Annotated in this window: 14 protein-coding genes; 11 read left to right on the top strand and 3 right to left on the bottom strand. The window is 46.7% G+C overall.

From position 1 onward, the window contains the following. Window positions 1-2 precede the first annotated feature (2 nt). On the top strand, window positions 3-2,579 hold the full coding sequence (locus MKY85_RS10360) for a glycoside hydrolase family 2 protein (protein WP_342572526.1): 2,577 nt from the start codon (window positions 3-5) through the stop codon (window positions 2,577-2,579). Between the two features lie 111 nt (window positions 2,580-2,690). On the opposite strand, the gene MKY85_RS10365 is transcribed toward MKY85_RS10360, so the two are convergent. Beyond that, entirely contained in the window at window positions 2,691-3,839 is a 1,149-nt protein-coding gene (locus MKY85_RS10365; protein ID WP_339260316.1) for an FAD-dependent monooxygenase, read from the bottom strand. A gap of 270 nt (window positions 3,840-4,109) precedes the next feature. Here MKY85_RS10365 and MKY85_RS10370 point away from each other — a divergent pair, with 270 nt between their 5' ends. Beyond that, window positions 4,110-4,592 (top strand): MarR family transcriptional regulator, encoded by a 483-nt coding sequence (locus tag MKY85_RS10370; protein ID WP_339241265.1) that lies wholly within the window; start codon window positions 4,110-4,112, stop codon window positions 4,590-4,592. 97 nt (window positions 4,593-4,689) lie between these two features. Here the strand turns inward: MKY85_RS10370 and MKY85_RS10375 are convergent, their stop codons facing one another. Further along, complete coding sequence (locus tag MKY85_RS10375; RefSeq protein WP_339260318.1) at window positions 4,690-4,989, bottom strand: hypothetical protein; 300 nt, start codon at window positions 4,987-4,989, stop codon at window positions 4,690-4,692. 213 nt (window positions 4,990-5,202) lie between these two features. Between MKY85_RS10375 and MKY85_RS10380 the strand changes: the two genes are divergently transcribed. The 5 genes from MKY85_RS10380 to MKY85_RS10400 all read left to right on the top strand — a co-directional run bounded on the left by MKY85_RS10380 (window position 5,203) and on the right by MKY85_RS10400 (window position 10,146). Beyond that, a complete protein-coding gene (locus MKY85_RS10380; RefSeq protein WP_342572527.1) occupies window positions 5,203-7,227 on the top strand; it encodes a Na+/H+ antiporter in 2,025 nt (674 codons plus the stop codon). A 106-nt stretch (window positions 7,228-7,333) separates the two neighbouring features. Next, complete coding sequence (locus MKY85_RS10385; RefSeq protein WP_342572528.1) at window positions 7,334-8,275, top strand: aldo/keto reductase; 942 nt, start codon at window positions 7,334-7,336, stop codon at window positions 8,273-8,275. Window positions 8,276-8,338: 63 nt separating this feature from the next. After that, on the top strand, window positions 8,339-9,127 hold the full coding sequence (locus MKY85_RS10390) for a polysaccharide deacetylase family protein (protein ID WP_253433462.1): 789 nt from the start codon (window positions 8,339-8,341) through the stop codon (window positions 9,125-9,127). Window positions 9,128-9,340: 213 nt separating this feature from the next. After that, window positions 9,341-9,544 carry a YwbE family protein gene (locus MKY85_RS10395; protein ID WP_339243006.1) on the top strand — a complete coding sequence of 68 codons (204 nt, stop codon included), beginning with the start codon at window positions 9,341-9,343 and terminating at the stop codon, window positions 9,542-9,544. 2 nt (window positions 9,545-9,546) lie between these two features. Next, on the top strand, window positions 9,547-10,146 hold the full coding sequence (locus MKY85_RS10400) for a DUF4269 domain-containing protein (RefSeq protein WP_339241278.1): 600 nt from the start codon (window positions 9,547-9,549) through the stop codon (window positions 10,144-10,146). Window positions 10,147-10,368: 222 nt separating this feature from the next. On the opposite strand, the gene MKY85_RS10405 is transcribed toward MKY85_RS10400, so the two are convergent. Further along, the gene (locus MKY85_RS10405) at window positions 10,369-11,811 is read right to left on the bottom strand and encodes a hypothetical protein (protein ID WP_339241280.1); all 1,443 of its coding nucleotides are present in this window, start codon (window positions 11,809-11,811) and stop codon (window positions 10,369-10,371) included. Window positions 11,812-12,188: 377 nt separating this feature from the next. On the opposite strand from MKY85_RS10405, the gene MKY85_RS10410 reads away from it, so the two are divergent. The 4 genes from MKY85_RS10410 to MKY85_RS10425 all read left to right on the top strand — a co-directional run bounded on the left by MKY85_RS10410 (window position 12,189) and on the right by MKY85_RS10425 (window position 17,669). Further along, on the top strand, window positions 12,189-13,988 hold the full coding sequence (locus tag MKY85_RS10410; protein WP_342572529.1) for a sensor histidine kinase: 1,800 nt from the start codon (window positions 12,189-12,191) through the stop codon (window positions 13,986-13,988). Continuing rightward, on the top strand, window positions 13,963-15,576 hold the full coding sequence (locus MKY85_RS10415; protein ID WP_342572530.1) for a helix-turn-helix domain-containing protein: 1,614 nt from the start codon (window positions 13,963-13,965) through the stop codon (window positions 15,574-15,576). The genes MKY85_RS10410 and MKY85_RS10415 overlap by 26 nt, the downstream gene beginning before the upstream one ends. Window positions 15,577-15,756: 180 nt before the next feature. Then, window positions 15,757-16,743: an ABC transporter permease subunit gene (locus tag MKY85_RS10420; RefSeq protein ID WP_339241286.1), complete on the top strand. Its 987-nt coding sequence runs from the start codon at window positions 15,757-15,759 to the stop codon at window positions 16,741-16,743. A gap of 17 nt (window positions 16,744-16,760) precedes the next feature. Continuing rightward, complete coding sequence (locus MKY85_RS10425; protein WP_339241288.1) at window positions 16,761-17,669, top strand: carbohydrate ABC transporter permease; 909 nt, start codon at window positions 16,761-16,763, stop codon at window positions 17,667-17,669. The last annotated feature ends 24 nt before the right edge of the window (window positions 17,670-17,693 follow it).

A 17,693-nucleotide genomic window follows, 5' to 3' on the forward strand; every position in this document is an offset into this window, starting at 1 on the left:
TAATGAAGATCCATAGTTCAAGTCAGGATTTATCGGGACAATGGAAAATACAGCATTTTGAAGTTGGAGAGAAACGGGCAATGGATGTGGCAGCTGCTGCGCTGGATGACCGTTTCTGGATCGGGGCAGAAGTGCCTGGGGATGTACATGCTGCACTGATTGAGCGCAGTATCATTGATCCGCCCTATTACGGTCATAATGATGCCAAAAGTCGCTGGATTGAGCAAAAGGAATGGTGGTACCGTACAACCTTCAATCTGGTGAGAGATGCGGAGACGGAAGAGCACTTTGAACTGGTGTTTGAAGGATTGGATACGTTTGCAACGGTATATGTGAATGGCCATGAAGTTGGAAAAACGGCAAATATGCTTATGTCACATACATTTAATGTAACGTCTCTGGTACGCAGTGGCTGGAATGCGATTGCTGTCAAGTTCGATCCGCTTCACCTGCATCACCGGGACAAAGAAACCTTCGACTGGTCCTCGTATACGAAGGAACGGCCATGGCTGCGCAAAGCAGCGATGAACTTTGGCTGGGACTGGGGACCACGCATGGTGACGGTGGGAATCTGGGGTGCCGTACGGCTGGAAAAAAGAACAATAGCCAAGTTGGAAAGTGTGTATGCTCGAACGGAATCAGTCAGTACAGATCATGCTGTGTTACACGTCACGGCAGATGTGAAGTCCGTCTTGTCTTTCCGCAGCAGACAGAAGCGTGAGCAGGCTGTGGTTGCGTCCTGTAATGTTCGCCTGCTGGACCGCAACGGACACGAGGTAGCAGGTGCCAATGAACTGCCTGTAGAAGGTGGTAAGGCAGATACCACGTTGAACGTCACGTCACCTCAGTTATGGTGGACTCATGATCTGGGTGAGCCGTATCTGTATACGTTAGAGGTTACATTGTGTGCTGACGGCATCGAGGTGGATCGTTACAGCGAACCTTATGGGTTACGAACGATTGAGCTGGCTCTTCACAATGAACAGGGTGAAGATGCATTTACGTTTATTCTGAACGGAGTCAAAGTATATGCCAAGGGTGCCAACTGGATTCCGGCGGATCATCTGATTGGTGCCATCCCGAGCTCCCGGTATCGTGAGCTTATCGAGCTGTCGGTAGAAGGACATATGAACATGCTGCGCGTCTGGGCCGGTGGCATCTATGAGAAGGATGTCTTCTACGATGAGTGTGACCGGCAAGGGGTGTTGGTGTGGCAGGATTTTGCATTTGCGAATGCGTTGTTCCCGGATTTCAATCGTGATTTCATGGATAATGTCCGGCAAGAGGTAGAAAACAATGTCATCCGTCTGCGTAACCGTGCCTCGCTTGCCATCTGGTGTGGCAATAACGAGATTGACTGGCTTTATGACATGAAGTCTGCAAGTGGGGATATTACCAGTCCGTTCTACGGCGAACTTATCTATCATGAACTGATCCCTGAAGTGCTGGATCGCTTGGATCTGTCCCGTCCGTACTGGCCTTCTTCGCCGTTTGGGGATAGCAATGGTCAGGATGCGAATGATCCCGATGTCGGGGATCGTCACAACTGGCAGGTATGGCATGGATCGGTCTATCCAAGGAAGCATGGAGAGCCGCCCCTGCTGGACTATAGTATTGAAGGTGTGACGTTCAAAAATTATAAAAAGGATCATGCGCTTTTCAGCAGTGAATTTGGTATGCATGCCTCGGCCAATCGTTACACGCTGGAGAAAAATATGCCCGCAGGGCAGTTTTATTGGGGCAGTCCGGAGATGGCCTACCGTAACAAGGATACCAACCATCAAAAAGGCATTCTGCTGATGGAAGGTTACACAGGCATTCCGCAAAATATAGAAGAATACATGAACTATTCTATGCTGACTCAAGCAGAAGGATTGCGCTACGGAATTGAACATTTCCGACGGATTAATCACCGTAACAGCGGTGCACTCGTGTGGCAATTAAATGATAGTTGGCCAGGTACAAGCTGGTCCATGATTGATTATGAACTGCTGCCGAAGGCATCTTTTTATTACGGGAAAATATTCTTTCATCCTGTCTTGTTGTCATTGGAGCATGAGCCGAGGGAGCCGCTTGCGTTGTGGGTCGTGAACGATACACGGGACGTGCTGAAAGGCGAGCTTCGGTTCAATGTCTATGAATTGCAAGGAGAGAAGATCTATTCCAGCACACATGCTGTTGAAGTAACATCTCAATCCGCATTGTGTATTGCCGAATTAACTGAAGTAGAGGTGTTACAGGGCAGACGTGCGGAGGAAGTCATGGTTGAGTTGGTATCCGAAGGATTTACGGCGCCGATCAATCGGTACTTCTTGCGTGATCCTAAGGATGTGTCATTGCCGGAATCTCAATTGAGTGTACATGTGAATGAAGAGGAACAGTCTGTAACGGTTACGGCGAGTGGAGCAATTGCACGATTGGTGAAGTTGGAGCTCCCTCTTGGGCGTGTGCGATTCAGTGATAATTATTTTGATCTGCTCCCGGGCGAGAGCCGGACGGTAAGACTTCGTCATCCAGAGCGATCGTCTTTGCCACTGACGGAACTTCGAGTCAGTGCCATGAACGGCAGAGAAGGATAAAATAATAATAATAGACTTCGACTTCGACTTCGACTTCGATTCTAGTTCGAGGTTTTAAGGTGGTAATCCTGATCAGGGATGCCACCTTTTTTGCTTTTGCAGCAAGTGACTTCATGTATTCGTGTCAGGTGATCTTATCGGGTTTTGAAGAAAAGATTCATAGCGCTGCTGAAAAGAAGACTCCATCTCCACTTGTCGTGCAAGTTGCTGTTGAACCTTCGCTCCGCGAATCGTCTGAAGTTCCTGAAGTTGTGCAGTGGAATTGAATTGGTCTGTGGCCATCTGAACAAGTAATTCGGAGAGCACATCCGCATCTTCGAGCGCAGCATTAAGTCCGAACGCACCGGTTGGGGTCATGGTATGAGCAGCATCACCGATGAGTACAACATTGTCTTGTGCCCACGACTGGCAATAGCTGCTTTCGACAGATAACAGAACAAAATCACTCCAGCTCTGAATGTTGGCAGCTACAGAATCAGACAGGCAAGGAAATGCGGAGACAAGTTTGTCTACAAAAGGAGCAATCGGCTGCTCTCGCAGCTTGGAGTATGCTCCTTCGGGGATGTTCCAGCCAATCTGAACATAACCGCCAAACTGTGAGAACAGTGCGAGCTGTTGACCATCCATGCTGGCCATCCGAACAGCCGGTTCCCAACCTATCGGTGCCGGAATACGCGCCCACAGTAGATCATACCCATGCTTGCGAATTTCGGGGGTCAAACCGGAATGTTTGCGTACAGCAGAGTATCTGCCATCAGCACCGACAATAACAGATGCTTCGATGGAGGCGGGCACGCCGTTCTGTCGAATGTTAATACCAACGATATGGCCGTTTTTGTCTCGTAACATACCCGTCATTATCGTATTGAATCGTACTGGTTCGTTTGAACTGTGCTGCTGAGCGTGCGACGTGATGGCTTCCAGGAGATGATCTTGCGGAACATGAATACCCACATGCGATTCTCCGTTACCCGGGGATATTGTATGAACAATCTGACCATTTTCCCAATATTGAATCTGCTCCAAGAGCAGTGCTCCACGTTCCTTGACGAGGGAATAGAGGCCGTGTTTATTTAAAATTGTTTCGCCGTCCACATTGAGCAACTCTCCGCGGAACGATTTGTGCAGGTGGGGTTGCCGCTCTATGAGCATCGTGGATATTCCTTTTTGATTCAGTAAATATGAAAGTAAGGCACCACCTGGCCCAGCGCCGACGATGCAAACATCCGTTTTTAATGGTGATTGTAAGTTCTGATTCATGTGCATAAGTCCCTTGCAGTATAATGGTGACTCTTGTTTACTTTATAACAACAAATTTATTAAAATCATTAAGTAACTAAAAGTAACTTTGAAGATATAGGTTATTATAAACAAACCCGTTGCCATAATGCAATAGGTGCAACCCAAAATAGAACACAAGTCTTACGGTAGAGTATAAGGTGTCCAATACAAGCGTATTTTTCACAAACATCATAGTGTAAATATGTTACAATATAAGGTAGGTTATGATGAAAGGCAGGAGGAACGTTTATGAGCCCGGATACGGAGCGAAACTCTCAATTGGCAAATGTAGATCAATTGTTGGAGGCCTTCTTCAGATATAAAAATAAAGTATTGGATCAGCAGCAGAAGACCGAAACCAACTGTAAACTGAATCCGACAAAAAGTCATATATTGGGCATGATTTTACGTGAACAACGCTGTATGGCGGTTGATGTGGCGAGACAACTCAGCTTGTCTTCCGGTGCAACCACGATTGTACTGAATCAATTGGAAACGGAAGGCTTGATCCAGAGGGTGCGCAGTGAAGAAGATCGTAGAATTGTTTGGCTGTCCTTAACGGATGAAGGGGCGCAGCTTGCGAAGACACTTAATGCGAATCGTGGCCGAATGACGTGGGAATTGTTGCAAGCACTTTCCGAAGAGGAGCAGCAGCAGATGTTCGGCATGTTGAAGAAAATTGAACTGAAACTGCTGGAGAACATGAAGTCGTTTGAGCAGATCCATCGATAATGCATATATGACTTGTTCTTTTGAAGACGTCAGTCCTCATGAGTTCGTCCCTTTTTGCGGGGGGATGAGCCTTGAAGACTGGCGTTTTTGAGTTTGTTCACAAATGAAAGCGAACCACATGATCCGTCAATCCTTCCTGAATCAACACTTCTTTTTGTTTCCTGCCCATCAGGTCAAAGTGGGGAAATGGCTGCCGCTGATGAATATATCGGGGGTCCAACCCGTGATCGTTACACCAACACTCGAGACGTTCCAGATCTGCACAGCCAACTTTGGTGACACTGGTGATGCCGGGGAATCGGTTGTCAATCCAGAAATGAGTGAGGTACGCAATCTCACCACGAGCAACTTGTTCCTTCCACGCAGCCAACTCTTGTCGTTTAATTCCAAATGCCATAGATACAAGTTCCTTTCCAAACGGGTATTGTCCTGAGCATATTGTAACATCTTATATACAGAATCCATCAGAATTCTTCAAAATAGACTAGTCTGAGACGAGTTGGTTGGGTATATGAATATGACAACATTTTTATAACAAAGTCTGGATTATGTTAAAATAAACCTATACAACAAAGGTTTCACACTTCTATAGCGGAAAGGGATTGTCATCATGGAAATATTTATAGCCGTACTTGTTTTACTGGTACTGATCGGTTTATCGAACATTCTCAACCGGTTTGTACCTTTTATTCCCGTTCCGCTCATTCAAATCGTGCTCGGTGTAGCCATAGCTCTGCTTCCTGCCGGGGTACACTTGCAGTTGAATCCGGAATTGTTCTTTGTACTTTTTATCGCACCTTTGTTATACAACGATGGGAAGCGAACACCAAGGAATGAATTATGGAATCTGCGTGCACCTATCCTTCTGCTTGCGTTGGGACTTGTGTTCGTGACGGTGGTTGTGGCGGGATATGCCATTCATTGGCTGATTCCTACGATTCCGTTACCCGCGGCTTTTGCTCTTGCAGCCATATTGTCCCCGACAGATGCAGTGGCCGTTGGTGCTATGGCAGGACGAGTACATTTGCCTAAAAGCATACATAGGCTTCTTGAAGGTGAAGCATTAATGAATGATGCATCCGGCTTGGTCGCCTTCAAATTCGCCATTGCAGCCACGGTCACAGGTGTGTTTTCCCTGGCACAGGCAACCTTCAGTTTTATTCTGATTGCCATTGGCGGACTTCTCGTCGGTGCATTGTTATCTTTTCTGTTAATCCGGCTCGGGATGTGGATTCGCAGACTGGGCATGGAAGATGTAACAATTCACATGCTGTTGCAAATACTGACGCCATTTATCATCTATCTGGTGAGTGAAGAAATTGGGGTATCAGGTATTCTTGCGGTAGTGGCAGGCGGTATTATCCACGCCATTGAGCGTGACCGCGCTGAATCGGTTCAGCTGAAAATGCAGGTGGTATCTGCCAGCACATGGTCAGTCATTTTATTTATACTAAATGGTCTGGTGTTTGTAATTCTGGGTGTACAGGTCCCGGATGTTTTAAGTACCATTTTCGAAAATGTTTCGTTTAATAATCTGCAAGTGCTGGGCTATGTGGGCTTGATCTCGGTGCTACTGCTGGTTCTGCGCTTTCTCTGGATCTATCTGTTCTGGCAAGGGAATGAATGGCTGCGTACCAAATCCTCTATAGGCAGGCCCAAATTCAAGGATATCACGATTATTTCCCTATCTGGGGTACGTGGGGCTGTCACATTGGCGGGTGCCTTCTCCATTCCTTATGTGCTTCAGGATGGTTCACCTTTCCCTGAACGGGATCTCATTATTTTCCTGGCGGCAGGGGTTATCCTTTTCTCCCTGATTGCGGCGAGTGTGTTTCTTCCGGTTTTGGCTAAGAACGCTGGGGGATCCAGCGAAGAAACACCACAGAAGTCCGAGCGAAAAGCACATGACATTATGCTGAATGCCGCAATACGGGCTGTCAAATCCGAAATGAATGATGAAAACAAAGCTGCAGCACTCGCGGTCGTCTCCGATCTGTCCAAATATATCAGGCAGGCCGCAGGTCAGCTTACCGCGGATAAACGCAAATATATCCAGAAACAGGAAACGGCTATTAACCTGATTGCCACCCGAGCGGAGCGAAAAGAAATTGAAGAGATGCTGGATGAAAATGCAATTGCTTCCGATGCTGCTTTCAAATGTGACAGTTGGCTGGATCGCAAGGAAATGATGTTGGCCAATCGCGCAAACACTCAGATGATGACCTCAATCAATGAGATCGGGCGTATGCTGGGTCATCTATTCACCAATCGATCCCAGAAGCCGAGTCAACCCTTCATGCTAGAAAATGCAGAACTTTTCCGTCAGGTGAAGTTACGCACCTCTGAAGCGGCAATTAAGGCCATTCGTGCCCATATGAACGATGGGAATCGAATCGTAGCTTTGTCAGTCATCGCCAAATATGAACGTGTCATTGCCAAACTGCGAACCTGGAACCAAGGGAAAACGGAAGATCCGTTTAATCAGGAGAAGCTTGAGTTGCAGATGGTGGCGATTCAGGAACAGCGCAATACAGTGCAACAATTGTATGAGAACGGTGAGATTAATCGTGATGTGGCTGCCAAGCTGCGCCGGTTTATTAATGATGTGGAAGCAACTGCGTTGAAAAATACCTAATCCGATAAATCCGATATTTTAAATAAGTTAAACGGTCTGATATACTATGGAACAAGAAAATGAATCACTATCCATTATATATCGATCAGTAAGGGAGAGATGACACATGGCAAAACAACAAATACGGTTGGGCAAGACCGATCTGGTCGTAAATCCCATTGGACTGGGTGCAAATGCTGTAGGAGGGCATAATATCTATCCGGATATGCTGAATGATGAGACGGGTAAGGAAGTAGTTCGTACAGCTTTGAAACAAGGGATTAACTTTCTGGATACGGCATATATTTACGGACCTGAGCATTCAGAGCGATTGATCGGCGAAGTATTGAAGGAAACCGGTCAGCGTCAGAATACCATCATTGCGACCAAGGCAGCTCATAAATTGGTGGATGGCAAGATTGTCATGGATAACTCACCTGCTTTTCTGAAGACATCCGTGGATGAGGCGTTGAAACGTCTGCAAACGGATTACATTGATCTGTTCTACATTCACTTTCCGGATGAACATACGCCTAAGGATGAAGCGGTAGATGTGTTAAAACAATTAAAAGACGCTGGTAAAATTCGTGCGATTGGCGTATCTAATTTCTCCATGAATCAGTTACGTGAAGCCAACAAAGACGGGCATGTAGACGTATTACAGTCAGAATATAATCTGTTCAAAAGAGAAGCGGAGAAAGAGCTGTTGCCGTATACGGCTGAGCATAATATTTCTTTTGTGCCTTACTTCCCACTGGCAGCTGGACTGCTCGGTGGTAAATATAATCGTAATACAACCTTTCAGGATGGACGGGCGAAGAATCCGCTGTTCACGGGTGAAGCCTTCATCGAAAATTTGGATAAAGTTGAGCAACTGCGCAGCATAGCACAATCTAAGGATGTTGAGGTTGCTCATCTGGTTCTGGCCTGGTACCTGACGCAGCCATCGATTGATGCACTGATTCCAGGTGCCAAGAGACCAGAGCAGGTCATTAACAATCTGCAAACATTAAATGTGGAATTAACTGCTGAAGAAATTGCCGTCGTGGATCAGATCTTTCGTTCATGAGTTCGGGTGAATCGGGAAATGCTAACAGGGAGTTTACGTTTGAAGACAAAGTGAGGACACAACATGAACCTGAAGGCAGCCCGAGTCATCGGAATGTTCACGCTAATTATTTTGCTGGGTAGCAGTTCTGCTTATGCGAAGCCTGTACAGAAGAACCGTCAGTATTATGAGGAACGAGGAGAGATCGTGTGGGAAGTTCCCACACAGGATAAACTCATCGCTCTGACCTTTGATGATGGACCAGATCCGGTTCAGACTCCGCAGATTCTGGCATTGCTTCAGCAATATCAAGCCAAAGGAACCTTTTTTGTACTAGGCAAATGGGCAGAGAAATTTCCTGAACTGATTAAGCAGGAACAGCTCGAAGGGCATGAGATCGCCAATCATACGTATGCGCACACGTATGCAGTCCGATCAACACGTGCGGACAAGTACATGAAGGATATGAACGCAGCGGAGAGTTCCATCATTGAAGCGGGTGCGGAGCGGCCCTTGTTGTTCAGACCGCCTGGCGGTTATTACAATGATATGGTCATTCAGGCTGCCAAACAAAAAGGGTATACCATCGTACTCTGGTCCTGGCATCAGGATACACGAGACTGGGCTTCCCCAGGTGTGTCGGCTATCGTTAAAAAAGTACTGAATAACGCCCGTAATGGGGATATTGTACTCTTCCATGATAAGGTGGAAGGCAAATCCCATACGGTAGCTGCACTCAAAACGATTTTGCCAAAGTTACAGCAGCAGGGATATCGATTCGTGACGGTGTCTGAGCTGCTTGCTGTGAAGGCACGTGAAGCTGCGAAGGATGGGGCTGCACCTTCTTCTTCGTTGAAGCATGTGAAGCCCTAGATATTGCAATTCAATTAGAAACCGCAGGCCTCGGGATATAGAGACCTGCGGTTTCTTTATATTTGATCTCCATATGAAACATGAATCCAGGAGTGGGAAGTGTTGTCTGTCTCCCTTTTGTTTTGAAACCAAAACGTCTACAATAGATGGAGCTTTGTATGAAGAGCTACTTGAACCATGATATGAATGATGACATAGAGGAGAGTGAACATGATGAATGGACAGCAACGAATAAATATTAAACCGGGTCTTGAAGTGGACATTGTATTGAAGCAGGACCAAGCTACAGGTAAGCTGACACGTGGCATTGTAAAGGATCTGTTAACCAAGTCCCCTACCCATCCACACGGAATCAAAGTACGACTGACGAGTGGCCAAGTTGGACGTGTGAAACAGGTCATTACAGGATCGAACTAACTGTGGCTCAAGGCGTTGAAATGAGCACGACCGCAGAAGTAATGGCACATCTGGCTTCGGGTAATGCACGTCAGCAGGACGCATATCGCGTAATACAGAGCAGTGGTTTGCTCGAACTATTAGCTGCCTACCACCCCTATCCGGCGGGCACAGTACCGATTGATGTTGATGTTCCGGGCAGTGATCTTGATCTGCTGTGTTATGCGGAGGATCTGGATGCCTTTGAAGCTGAGATGTATGAACAGATCGGAGCGATTGGTGAGTTTCAATGTGTTCGTGGTGGGGATCTTCCAGACCAACGTCCTTATGTGACTTGTCATTTGCAAGTGGGACATTGGCCTGTGGAGATTTTTGCCCAATCCGTGCCAGTTAACAGGCAGAATGCATACCTACATATGATTGTGGAGTGGAGATTGTTACAACTGTGGGGAGACGCAGGACATCGTGAGATCCGCAGACTAAAACAAGCAGGGTGGAAGACGGAGCCTGCATTTGCTTCTGTACTTGGATTACAGGGAGATCCATATGTGGAGATGCTGCATCTGGCCGAGATGAAGCGTGAAGAGCTCTGGAGATGGGCGCGTTCACGCACGTTTTTTTAAAATGTCTATTTGAGATGAACTAATCATTTACACGATAACGGAGAGGACAGAAAAAACCTGAAAAAGCGAAGCGTTCGCCTAAAAGCTTTCTGAAAGAAAGCTACATCGGAAGCATATGCTTATTACCGGATTTTCCCTTTATCAAGGGAATCAAAAAATCTGGGAATAACAGCGATTGGAAGGTGCTTCTGTCATCGTAGTGTCAGTGTAAATAACCTTTGCTCAGATCAGAAAGATAGCTACAATCGTCGTTACCGTAAGTCCCAGCAATACAGGCTTCAGGTTGCGTCTTGCAAGTTCAAAAGGACTGACTCCGCAGATTGCAGCAGCAGGAATTAACGCCCATGGAATCAAGGTTCCGCCACCTACCCATATGGCTGCAACCTGACCCAGCGCGGTCAGCACAGGTGCAGAACCTGCCGAACCTGCGAACATGGACGCAATCGAGCCAACCAGGGAAATACCCGAGAACCCCGAACCATCCATTCCGGTCACTGCTCCGGTCACCGTCATTGTAATTGCGCCCACGGTTCCATTCAGTGGTACCAGTCCAGCAAGTGCGACCCCGAGATCATTTACGATCCCGTGAGAACCTTCAGGAAGAGGGTTGCTGAACAACTCCGTAATTGCAGCATCTCCCAGATAAAAAAACGCAGCTATGGGAATAACCGGTCCAAATACCTTGAAACCAAACTGAAATCCTTCTATTAAATAATGGGTCGTTTCCTCAGGTCCGGCATGACGATGTGCGGCAAGGGTGACAGCGATCAGTATGACCACAGCGGTTCCACCAATCAGAGCGGTTGCATCGCCGCCTTGCAACTTCAATACAAACATCAGAATCACATCAACTGCGAATAACAGAGGGATAAGCAGTGCAAAAGCTTTTTGCAGACGGGGTGACATCACTTGACCTTGAACAGGCTGATTAGCAGGTAGGGTGGTGGGCACAGTCTCTGATGAGGAAGAGGGTTCCGTGCTCACGGTACCTGATATGGCATCTGGGGAATGAACAGGTGAGCCTGATCTCATCTCTTTGCGCAGCATCCAGAAGGCTGTAAGGGTAGATACGGTTCCCATGACAATAACCAAAGGGATGCTGGCCGTCATGACGGAAGTAACGGGTAGACCGGCTGCATCAGCCGTGAGTTTGGGAGCCCCCTGAATAATGTAATCTCCTGACAGTGCAATCCCGTGTCCAAACAGGTTCATGGCAATGGCAGCTCCAATGGGAGGAAGACCTACACGCACCGCTACAGGAAGCAGTACTGCACCGACGAGTGCTACGGCCGGCGATGGCCAGAAAAATAGCGATACGACCATCATAATCAATCCGATACCCCAATATGCGACCTGAGGAGAACGGATAAACCGGGTGACGGGTGTCACCATGACCTCATTAATACCGGTTCTGATCAGAACACGGCTCATCGCTACAATAATCGAGATGATAAAGATCGTACTTATCAATTCTTTTGTTGCATAGATAAAACTGCTGAAGATCCCGGCAACTGAGCCGCTTAAGGTTTCGGTTGCCAGAAGTCCAATGGTCATAATACCCGCGACACAGATGATCGTGGTGTCCCTGCGCCGGATCATTACGGCGATGATCAAGACGATAAATGCCAGATAGACATAATGTAATGCAGTGAGTTGAATATTCATTGAACAGGCCTCCCTACATCCTGGTGAATAACCCAAGGAGTGATATATCGTATGCATGTCAAGACCGGGCGTTCGTGGAGTCCGGGGCTTGCTACATCATTTATTTTTAGGGAGAAGCTTCAGAGTAATAATGAAGGATTTTTTTTACAACTGGAGAATTTATTACAACATGAAGCTGATTACTATCGAAATTGGAGCGGATGAAAGTCACCAGAATTGACATATGAAGGTCACGGGAACCCATAGACAATGGCAAGCAGGGGTGATTACAATAAACATGCCATCATAAGGAAGAAAATAGAAAAATGATGTTGAATCAAAAAAAGTGTGTGTTCAAAAGCAGACTTCTTGAACTACCTCCAAAAGGGCGGGAATCCATGAACTTGATCCGTTCACTTCGTTTTAAATTTATCGTGGGTCTTACATTGATCATGCTGCCACTATTCATGCTGCTTTATTACAACAACGTCTACGCCATGAAAGTCGTCCGTGACAAAGTATCCCTCACCAATATGAGTCATCTCGCCAAGAGTGTGGAGCAGAATGAACGTGTATTACAGGAGACGAATCGGTATTTATATAGTCTGGGCGAGAGGGACCCGGATATTATCTCTCTGTTTTTTCTGAAATATGGCAGCGGCGATTATATTATTGCCAAGCAACGAATTATGAACAAATTCATGACAGATATCGGTTTTTATAATCTAATCGATTCTTTTTTTCTATATGATGCCGTGAATGATGATCTGCTGCTCGCCACTTCAGGCAATTATGATGTCAAAAAGTCGGTTGTGCAGGAGAGTATGCCTGTCCAGATGCAGCAATTGGAAGGGGATATCCAGAAGCCGGAATGGAGCATCGTGCGTGGCGGGACGTGGAATGCACTGGTCAAAACGGTGCGAATCAACCAGCAGTTCTATGCAGGTGCACTTGTCGATATGAATGCATTGAATCACACACAACCATTCACTGAATCCGGGGATCGGAGTGGCGCAGTTATTGTTGGAACAGACGGTGGCGCATTATCTGATTCCACTTTGACTACTGCACAGATTCAGCTTGCTGCAGCGCATCTTCCTGGCCTGAAAGATCCGTATCAGGTGATCTCCGAAGTTGTGAACAAGGGAGAAGCACGTCAATATCTGATGTTGGGTATTGCCTCGGCGATGTCCCAGATGAATTATATCGTGCTGCTGCCTGAGGAAGACATGATGCGTAACCTCCCGTTTTTCCAGCAGATCATTCGTCTGCTCCCCATCGGTGCGGCAGTAATTCTGGTTACTGCACTGATCTTTTTGCGGCATCTGTTATTCCGCCCAATGAATGCGTTGATTCGAGGTATGAGAAGGGTGAGCCGTGGAGATCTCGATGTGAAGCTGGACCCGCCATCTTCTTCGGAACTTGAATTTATGACACGAAGTTTCAATCAGATGACGAGTGAGATCAGGCATCTGAAGATTGATGTGTATGAGGAACAACTGCGAACGCGGGAGGCAGAGTTCAAACAATTACAGATGCAAATTAATCCTCACTTTTACCTGAATTCACTTAATATTATTCATAGTCTGGCTTCCTTGCAAAAGCATGAGTTGGTGCAGCAGATGGCGGGTCATCTTGCCGATTATTTTCGATTCAGTCTGCGCGCAGGCAAACGTGTCATTCGTCTGGATGAAGAGCTGGAGCACATTCGTCATTACTTAGAAATTCAAAAGCTGAGGTTTCCAAGCAGATTCGAATTTGAACTGGATGTCGAACCGAATCTGGAGCATTATGTGATTCCTCCATTAACCATTCAGCCCTTTGTGGAGAATGCCATTATTCATGGATTTCAGCGCCGGACGCAAGCCTTCGTCATTCGGATCGTGGCACGTTTCGGTACGAACTCATCCGGTCAGGTCGATGGCACGGTGCTTCAATTGATGATTGCAGATAATGGCGTCGGATTTGATAAGGAGTTATTGGAGCGTCTGCAACATGGACAATACACTGAAGACCCGAGTGGACAGCATATCGGTATATGGAACGTGGCTCATCGGCTTTTAGTGAAGTATGGTGATCAAGCCAGTTTGCAGTTTGGAAATGGGGCGGATCATGGCGCCAAAGTCATCATTGATTTGCCCGCACAGACCGAAGAGGAAGAAGGGGGAGCCCATGCGGAACCTGTTGATCGTGGATGATGAAGTGTATGCATTACAAGCGATGGTGGAAGGCGTTAACTGGCAAGCAGCAGGCGTCGAGCAGGTATTCAGTGCTTGTGATGCCGAAGAGGCAAGAGAAATCTTAAGAGCAAATGCTATTGATATTATGATCTGTGATATCGAGATGCCTGGTGAAACAGGACTTGACCTGCAAAGCTGGGTGTTAAAACATGATCCAGGCATACTGACCATTTTCCTAACAGGGCATGCTTTATTCGATTATGCTCAGACAGCCATCAAGCTAAATAGCTTTGATTATGTGTTGAAGCCGGCTCCAGCGGATCAATTGATTAAGGTAGTAACCCAGGCGGTGGAGAAGATCAAGGATGGAGAGCAGCGTACCCGTACCAACGAAGTTTATGAGACCGTATACAAACGCTGGAAGACCCATAAACCGCTACTAACAGAACGCTTCTGGAAAGATGCCATCTCTCAGCGCATCACGTTAACCAAACAACGGTTGCAAGAGCTCGCAGAATTGTATGGTGCCGAGATTGATCCGCAGGCTCGTGTGTTACCCATTGTGATCTCGGTAGAGGAGTGGCTGCGTGAGTTTGACCTGCGCGACGAGGAGGTGCTGGAATATGCGCTTCGTAATGCAGCCAGGGAGATCCTGCTTGGCAACAAGCCGGGTGAGGTGTTTCAGGATCAAAGTGGATTGAATATTGTACTCGCTTACGAGCAAGACGGCATCATCCCGAGTGCGAGCGAAGTGGCACAACGTTGTCAGGGGTATATCAAGGATTGTGGTACGTATTTCTACTGCCGCTTGTCCTGTTATGTTGGTGTCCCGGTTGCTGTAACTGAACTGCAAGGCATGTTAAATGAACTGATGGATATGGAACGCCGCAATATTAAGGAGCTTGAAGAAGTTTTTGTCTATGATGAGCGGGGAAGAGATCAGGAAGATCGCTTTTTGCCTATTCCATGGTTTTCGGAATTATCCATTCTTTTTGAGACAGGGAAAGTAGGGGATTTGCGAGAACGTGTGGATGAAATTTTTGAATTGCTTGCTGCCCAGGAGGGATTGTCTCCTGAAATGCTGCATCTCTACTACCATGCCATGCTGCATGTGGTCTATCCACTGCTTCATCAGAAGAACGTGTCAATACGCAGTCTGTATCCGGGTGAACGGGAGCCGGAAGAGAGTGTGGTGACAAGATCGCTGCCGCAGTTGAAGCAGTGGACGTCGGATCTAATTGATCGTGTTATCCCGGTGTTGTACCCGGACGATCATAGTCCTATGACCATTGTGGATCAGTTGTGCGTTTATATTGAAACCCATATTGGTGAAGAACTTATGCGAGAGGAACTTGCAGCTTTTGCCGGATTCAATCCCGCTTATCTATCCCGTCTGTTTCGGAAAGAGAAGGGCATGTCCCTATCTGAGTTTATCCTGCAGGGCAGAGTGGCTAAAGCGAAAACGTTGTTGTCCCAGTCCACCGTCAAGGTAACGGACATCGCTGGCAAGGTGGGGTATTATAATTACTCGCATTTCACCAAAATGTTCAAAAAGTGCACGGGGATCACACCACAGGAGTTTCGTAAACAGTCACGTACCGTATAGTCCAGGGCGCAGCATGCTGCGTCTTTTGTTTTTTTTGGTACTAAAGTCATAATTTGATAAGTCAACAGGTCACCACAGCAGATAGAGGTCTTACTTTCCCCGCCGTATACTTGAACCACAGGAGCCGCAACGGAGCTTCATCCTGAGGAAGAATTCAAGAGGAGTGAGGGAGAACAAGTTATGAAGACACAACCCCAGGCGGGTAAGGGAGTACGGATATCGGAAATACCGGGAGAAACAGTCCGAAAGCGCAAGTCTGTGTGGCACAATCTTGGCAAATTCAAGGTGCTGTATCTCATGTTCTTGCCAGGTGTCCTGTTTCTGCTGGTGAACAACTATATGCCGATGTTCGGCGTTCTGATCGCATTCAAAAATGTAAACTATGCTGATGGTATTTGGGGAAGCCCGTGGAGTGGATGGGACAATTTCAAATATTTGTTCTCAACCAGTGATGCATGGGAAATTACCCGAAATACACTCGCGTATAACACCGTGTTTATTGCACTGAATCTTTTTGTAGGTGTCGGGCTTGCTATTCTGCTCAATGAAGTGAAAAACAAGGCAATGTCCAAGTTATATCAATCACTTATGCTATTGCCGTATTTCCTGTCCATGATTGTGGTCAGTTATCTGGTACTGGCTTTCCTGGGCAAGGATTCAGGGTTCATGAACTCCACAATTCTGCAGATGTTCGGCGGTCAGCCGATCGACTGGTATTCCGAGCCGAAGTATTGGCCGTATATTTTGCCACTGGTGAATACTTGGAAGAACATTGGATATTATGCCGTCATCTATCTGGCAGCTGTCGTGGGTATCGATGAAGAATACTATGAAGCAGCTGTGCTCGATGGAGCAACCAAATGGCATCAGATCCGCTTCATCACCATTCCGTTCCTCATACCATTAATCGTCATTATGACGTTATTGCAGATTGGCCGTATATTCTATGCGGACTTCAGCCTGTTTTACCAGGTTCCATTGGAGTCAGGAGCACTGTTCCCTGTAACAAATGTACTGGATACTTATGTATATCGTACGTTCCTTATCGGTGGAGATATCGGAATGTCATCAGCAGCAGGTCTATATCAAGCCATCGTCGGATTTGTGCTGGTTCTTGTATCCAATACCATTGTAAGACGAATAGATAAAGATAATGCATTATTTTGAGAGGAGGCAAGTCAGCTGTGAAATCACATGATCCACTAGCCGTATCGAAGCGTTCCGCATCCGTTATTCATGCGATGTTTCTATTCTATGCCGTTGCCTGTATTGTGCCGATCCTGCTTGTCTTCGCCATCTCATTTTCGGACGAGACAACCGTAATTGCCAATGGATATAAGCTTATTCCAGAGAAGTTCAGCCTGACGGCTTATGAGTTTCTGTTCAGAGATATGGATCAGATCCTTCACTCGTATGGTATATCCTTTATTGTTACCGTTGTAGGTACCATAACAAGTGTTGCGCTGACCGCATTGTATGCGTATCCGCTCTCGCGAAGAGATCTGCCTTACCGGGGCTGGTTCGCCTTTTTCATCTTTTTCACAATGTTGTTCAATGGAGGTCTGGTACCTTGGTATCTGGTCTATGTCAATGTATTGGATCTGAAAAACTCCATATTGGCACTCATACTGCCGCTACTGCTATCCCCATTCTTTGTACTGGTTATGCGTACATTCTTCGCGAACTCCATTCCGGTGTCCATTCTGGAATCCGCTCGGATTGATGGTGCAGGAGAATTGAGAACGTTTGCACGTATCGTACTACCGCTCTCTCTTCCCGTTATGGCAACCGTCGCGTTGTTCAGTACACTGAATTACTGGAATGACTGGTACCTTAGCATGATTTTTATATCAGATAACCGGACGATCAGCCTTCAGTACCTTATGTATCGAACGCTGCTCGATATTCAATATTTAACAACCAACTCCAACGTCTCTTCACAGATTTCGTCGCAGGGTGGCTTGCTGAATCTGCCTAACAAAACGCTGCAAATGGCGATGGCTGTGGTCGGTATTGGTCCAATTGTACTGGCATATCCGTTCTTCCAGCGTTATTTCATCAAAGGTCTTACGGTTGGCGCTGTGAAGGGATAACTCTGAACCGGTTAGCGGAGAGGG

Source organism: Paenibacillus sp. FSL R5-0749, from assembly GCF_038595085.1.
Lineage (GTDB): Bacteria > Bacillota > Bacilli > Paenibacillales > Paenibacillaceae > Paenibacillus.

Coding starts and splice junctions, on each gene's coding strand:
- MKY85_RS10360 (WP_342572526.1), top strand. CDS start 3: ATGAAGATCCATAGTTCAAGTCAGGATTTATCGGGACAATGGAAAATA.
- MKY85_RS10365 (WP_339260316.1), bottom strand. CDS start 3,839: ATGAATCAGAACTTACAATCACCATTAAAAACGGATGTTTGCATCGTC.
- MKY85_RS10370 (WP_339241265.1), top strand. CDS start 4,110: ATGAGCCCGGATACGGAGCGAAACTCTCAATTGGCAAATGTAGATCAA.
- MKY85_RS10375 (WP_339260318.1), bottom strand. CDS start 4,989: ATGGCATTTGGAATTAAACGACAAGAGTTGGCTGCGTGGAAGGAACAA.
- MKY85_RS10380 (WP_342572527.1), top strand. CDS start 5,203: ATGGAAATATTTATAGCCGTACTTGTTTTACTGGTACTGATCGGTTTA.
- MKY85_RS10385 (WP_342572528.1), top strand. CDS start 7,334: ATGGCAAAACAACAAATACGGTTGGGCAAGACCGATCTGGTCGTAAAT.
- MKY85_RS10390 (WP_253433462.1), top strand. CDS start 8,339: ATGAACCTGAAGGCAGCCCGAGTCATCGGAATGTTCACGCTAATTATT.
- MKY85_RS10395 (WP_339243006.1), top strand. CDS start 9,341: ATGAATGGACAGCAACGAATAAATATTAAACCGGGTCTTGAAGTGGAC.
- MKY85_RS10405 (WP_339241280.1), bottom strand. CDS start 11,811: ATGAATATTCAACTCACTGCATTACATTATGTCTATCTGGCATTTATC.
- MKY85_RS10410 (WP_342572529.1), top strand. CDS start 12,189: ATGAACTTGATCCGTTCACTTCGTTTTAAATTTATCGTGGGTCTTACA.
- MKY85_RS10415 (WP_342572530.1), top strand. CDS start 13,963: ATGCGGAACCTGTTGATCGTGGATGATGAAGTGTATGCATTACAAGCG.
- MKY85_RS10420 (WP_339241286.1), top strand. CDS start 15,757: ATGAAGACACAACCCCAGGCGGGTAAGGGAGTACGGATATCGGAAATA.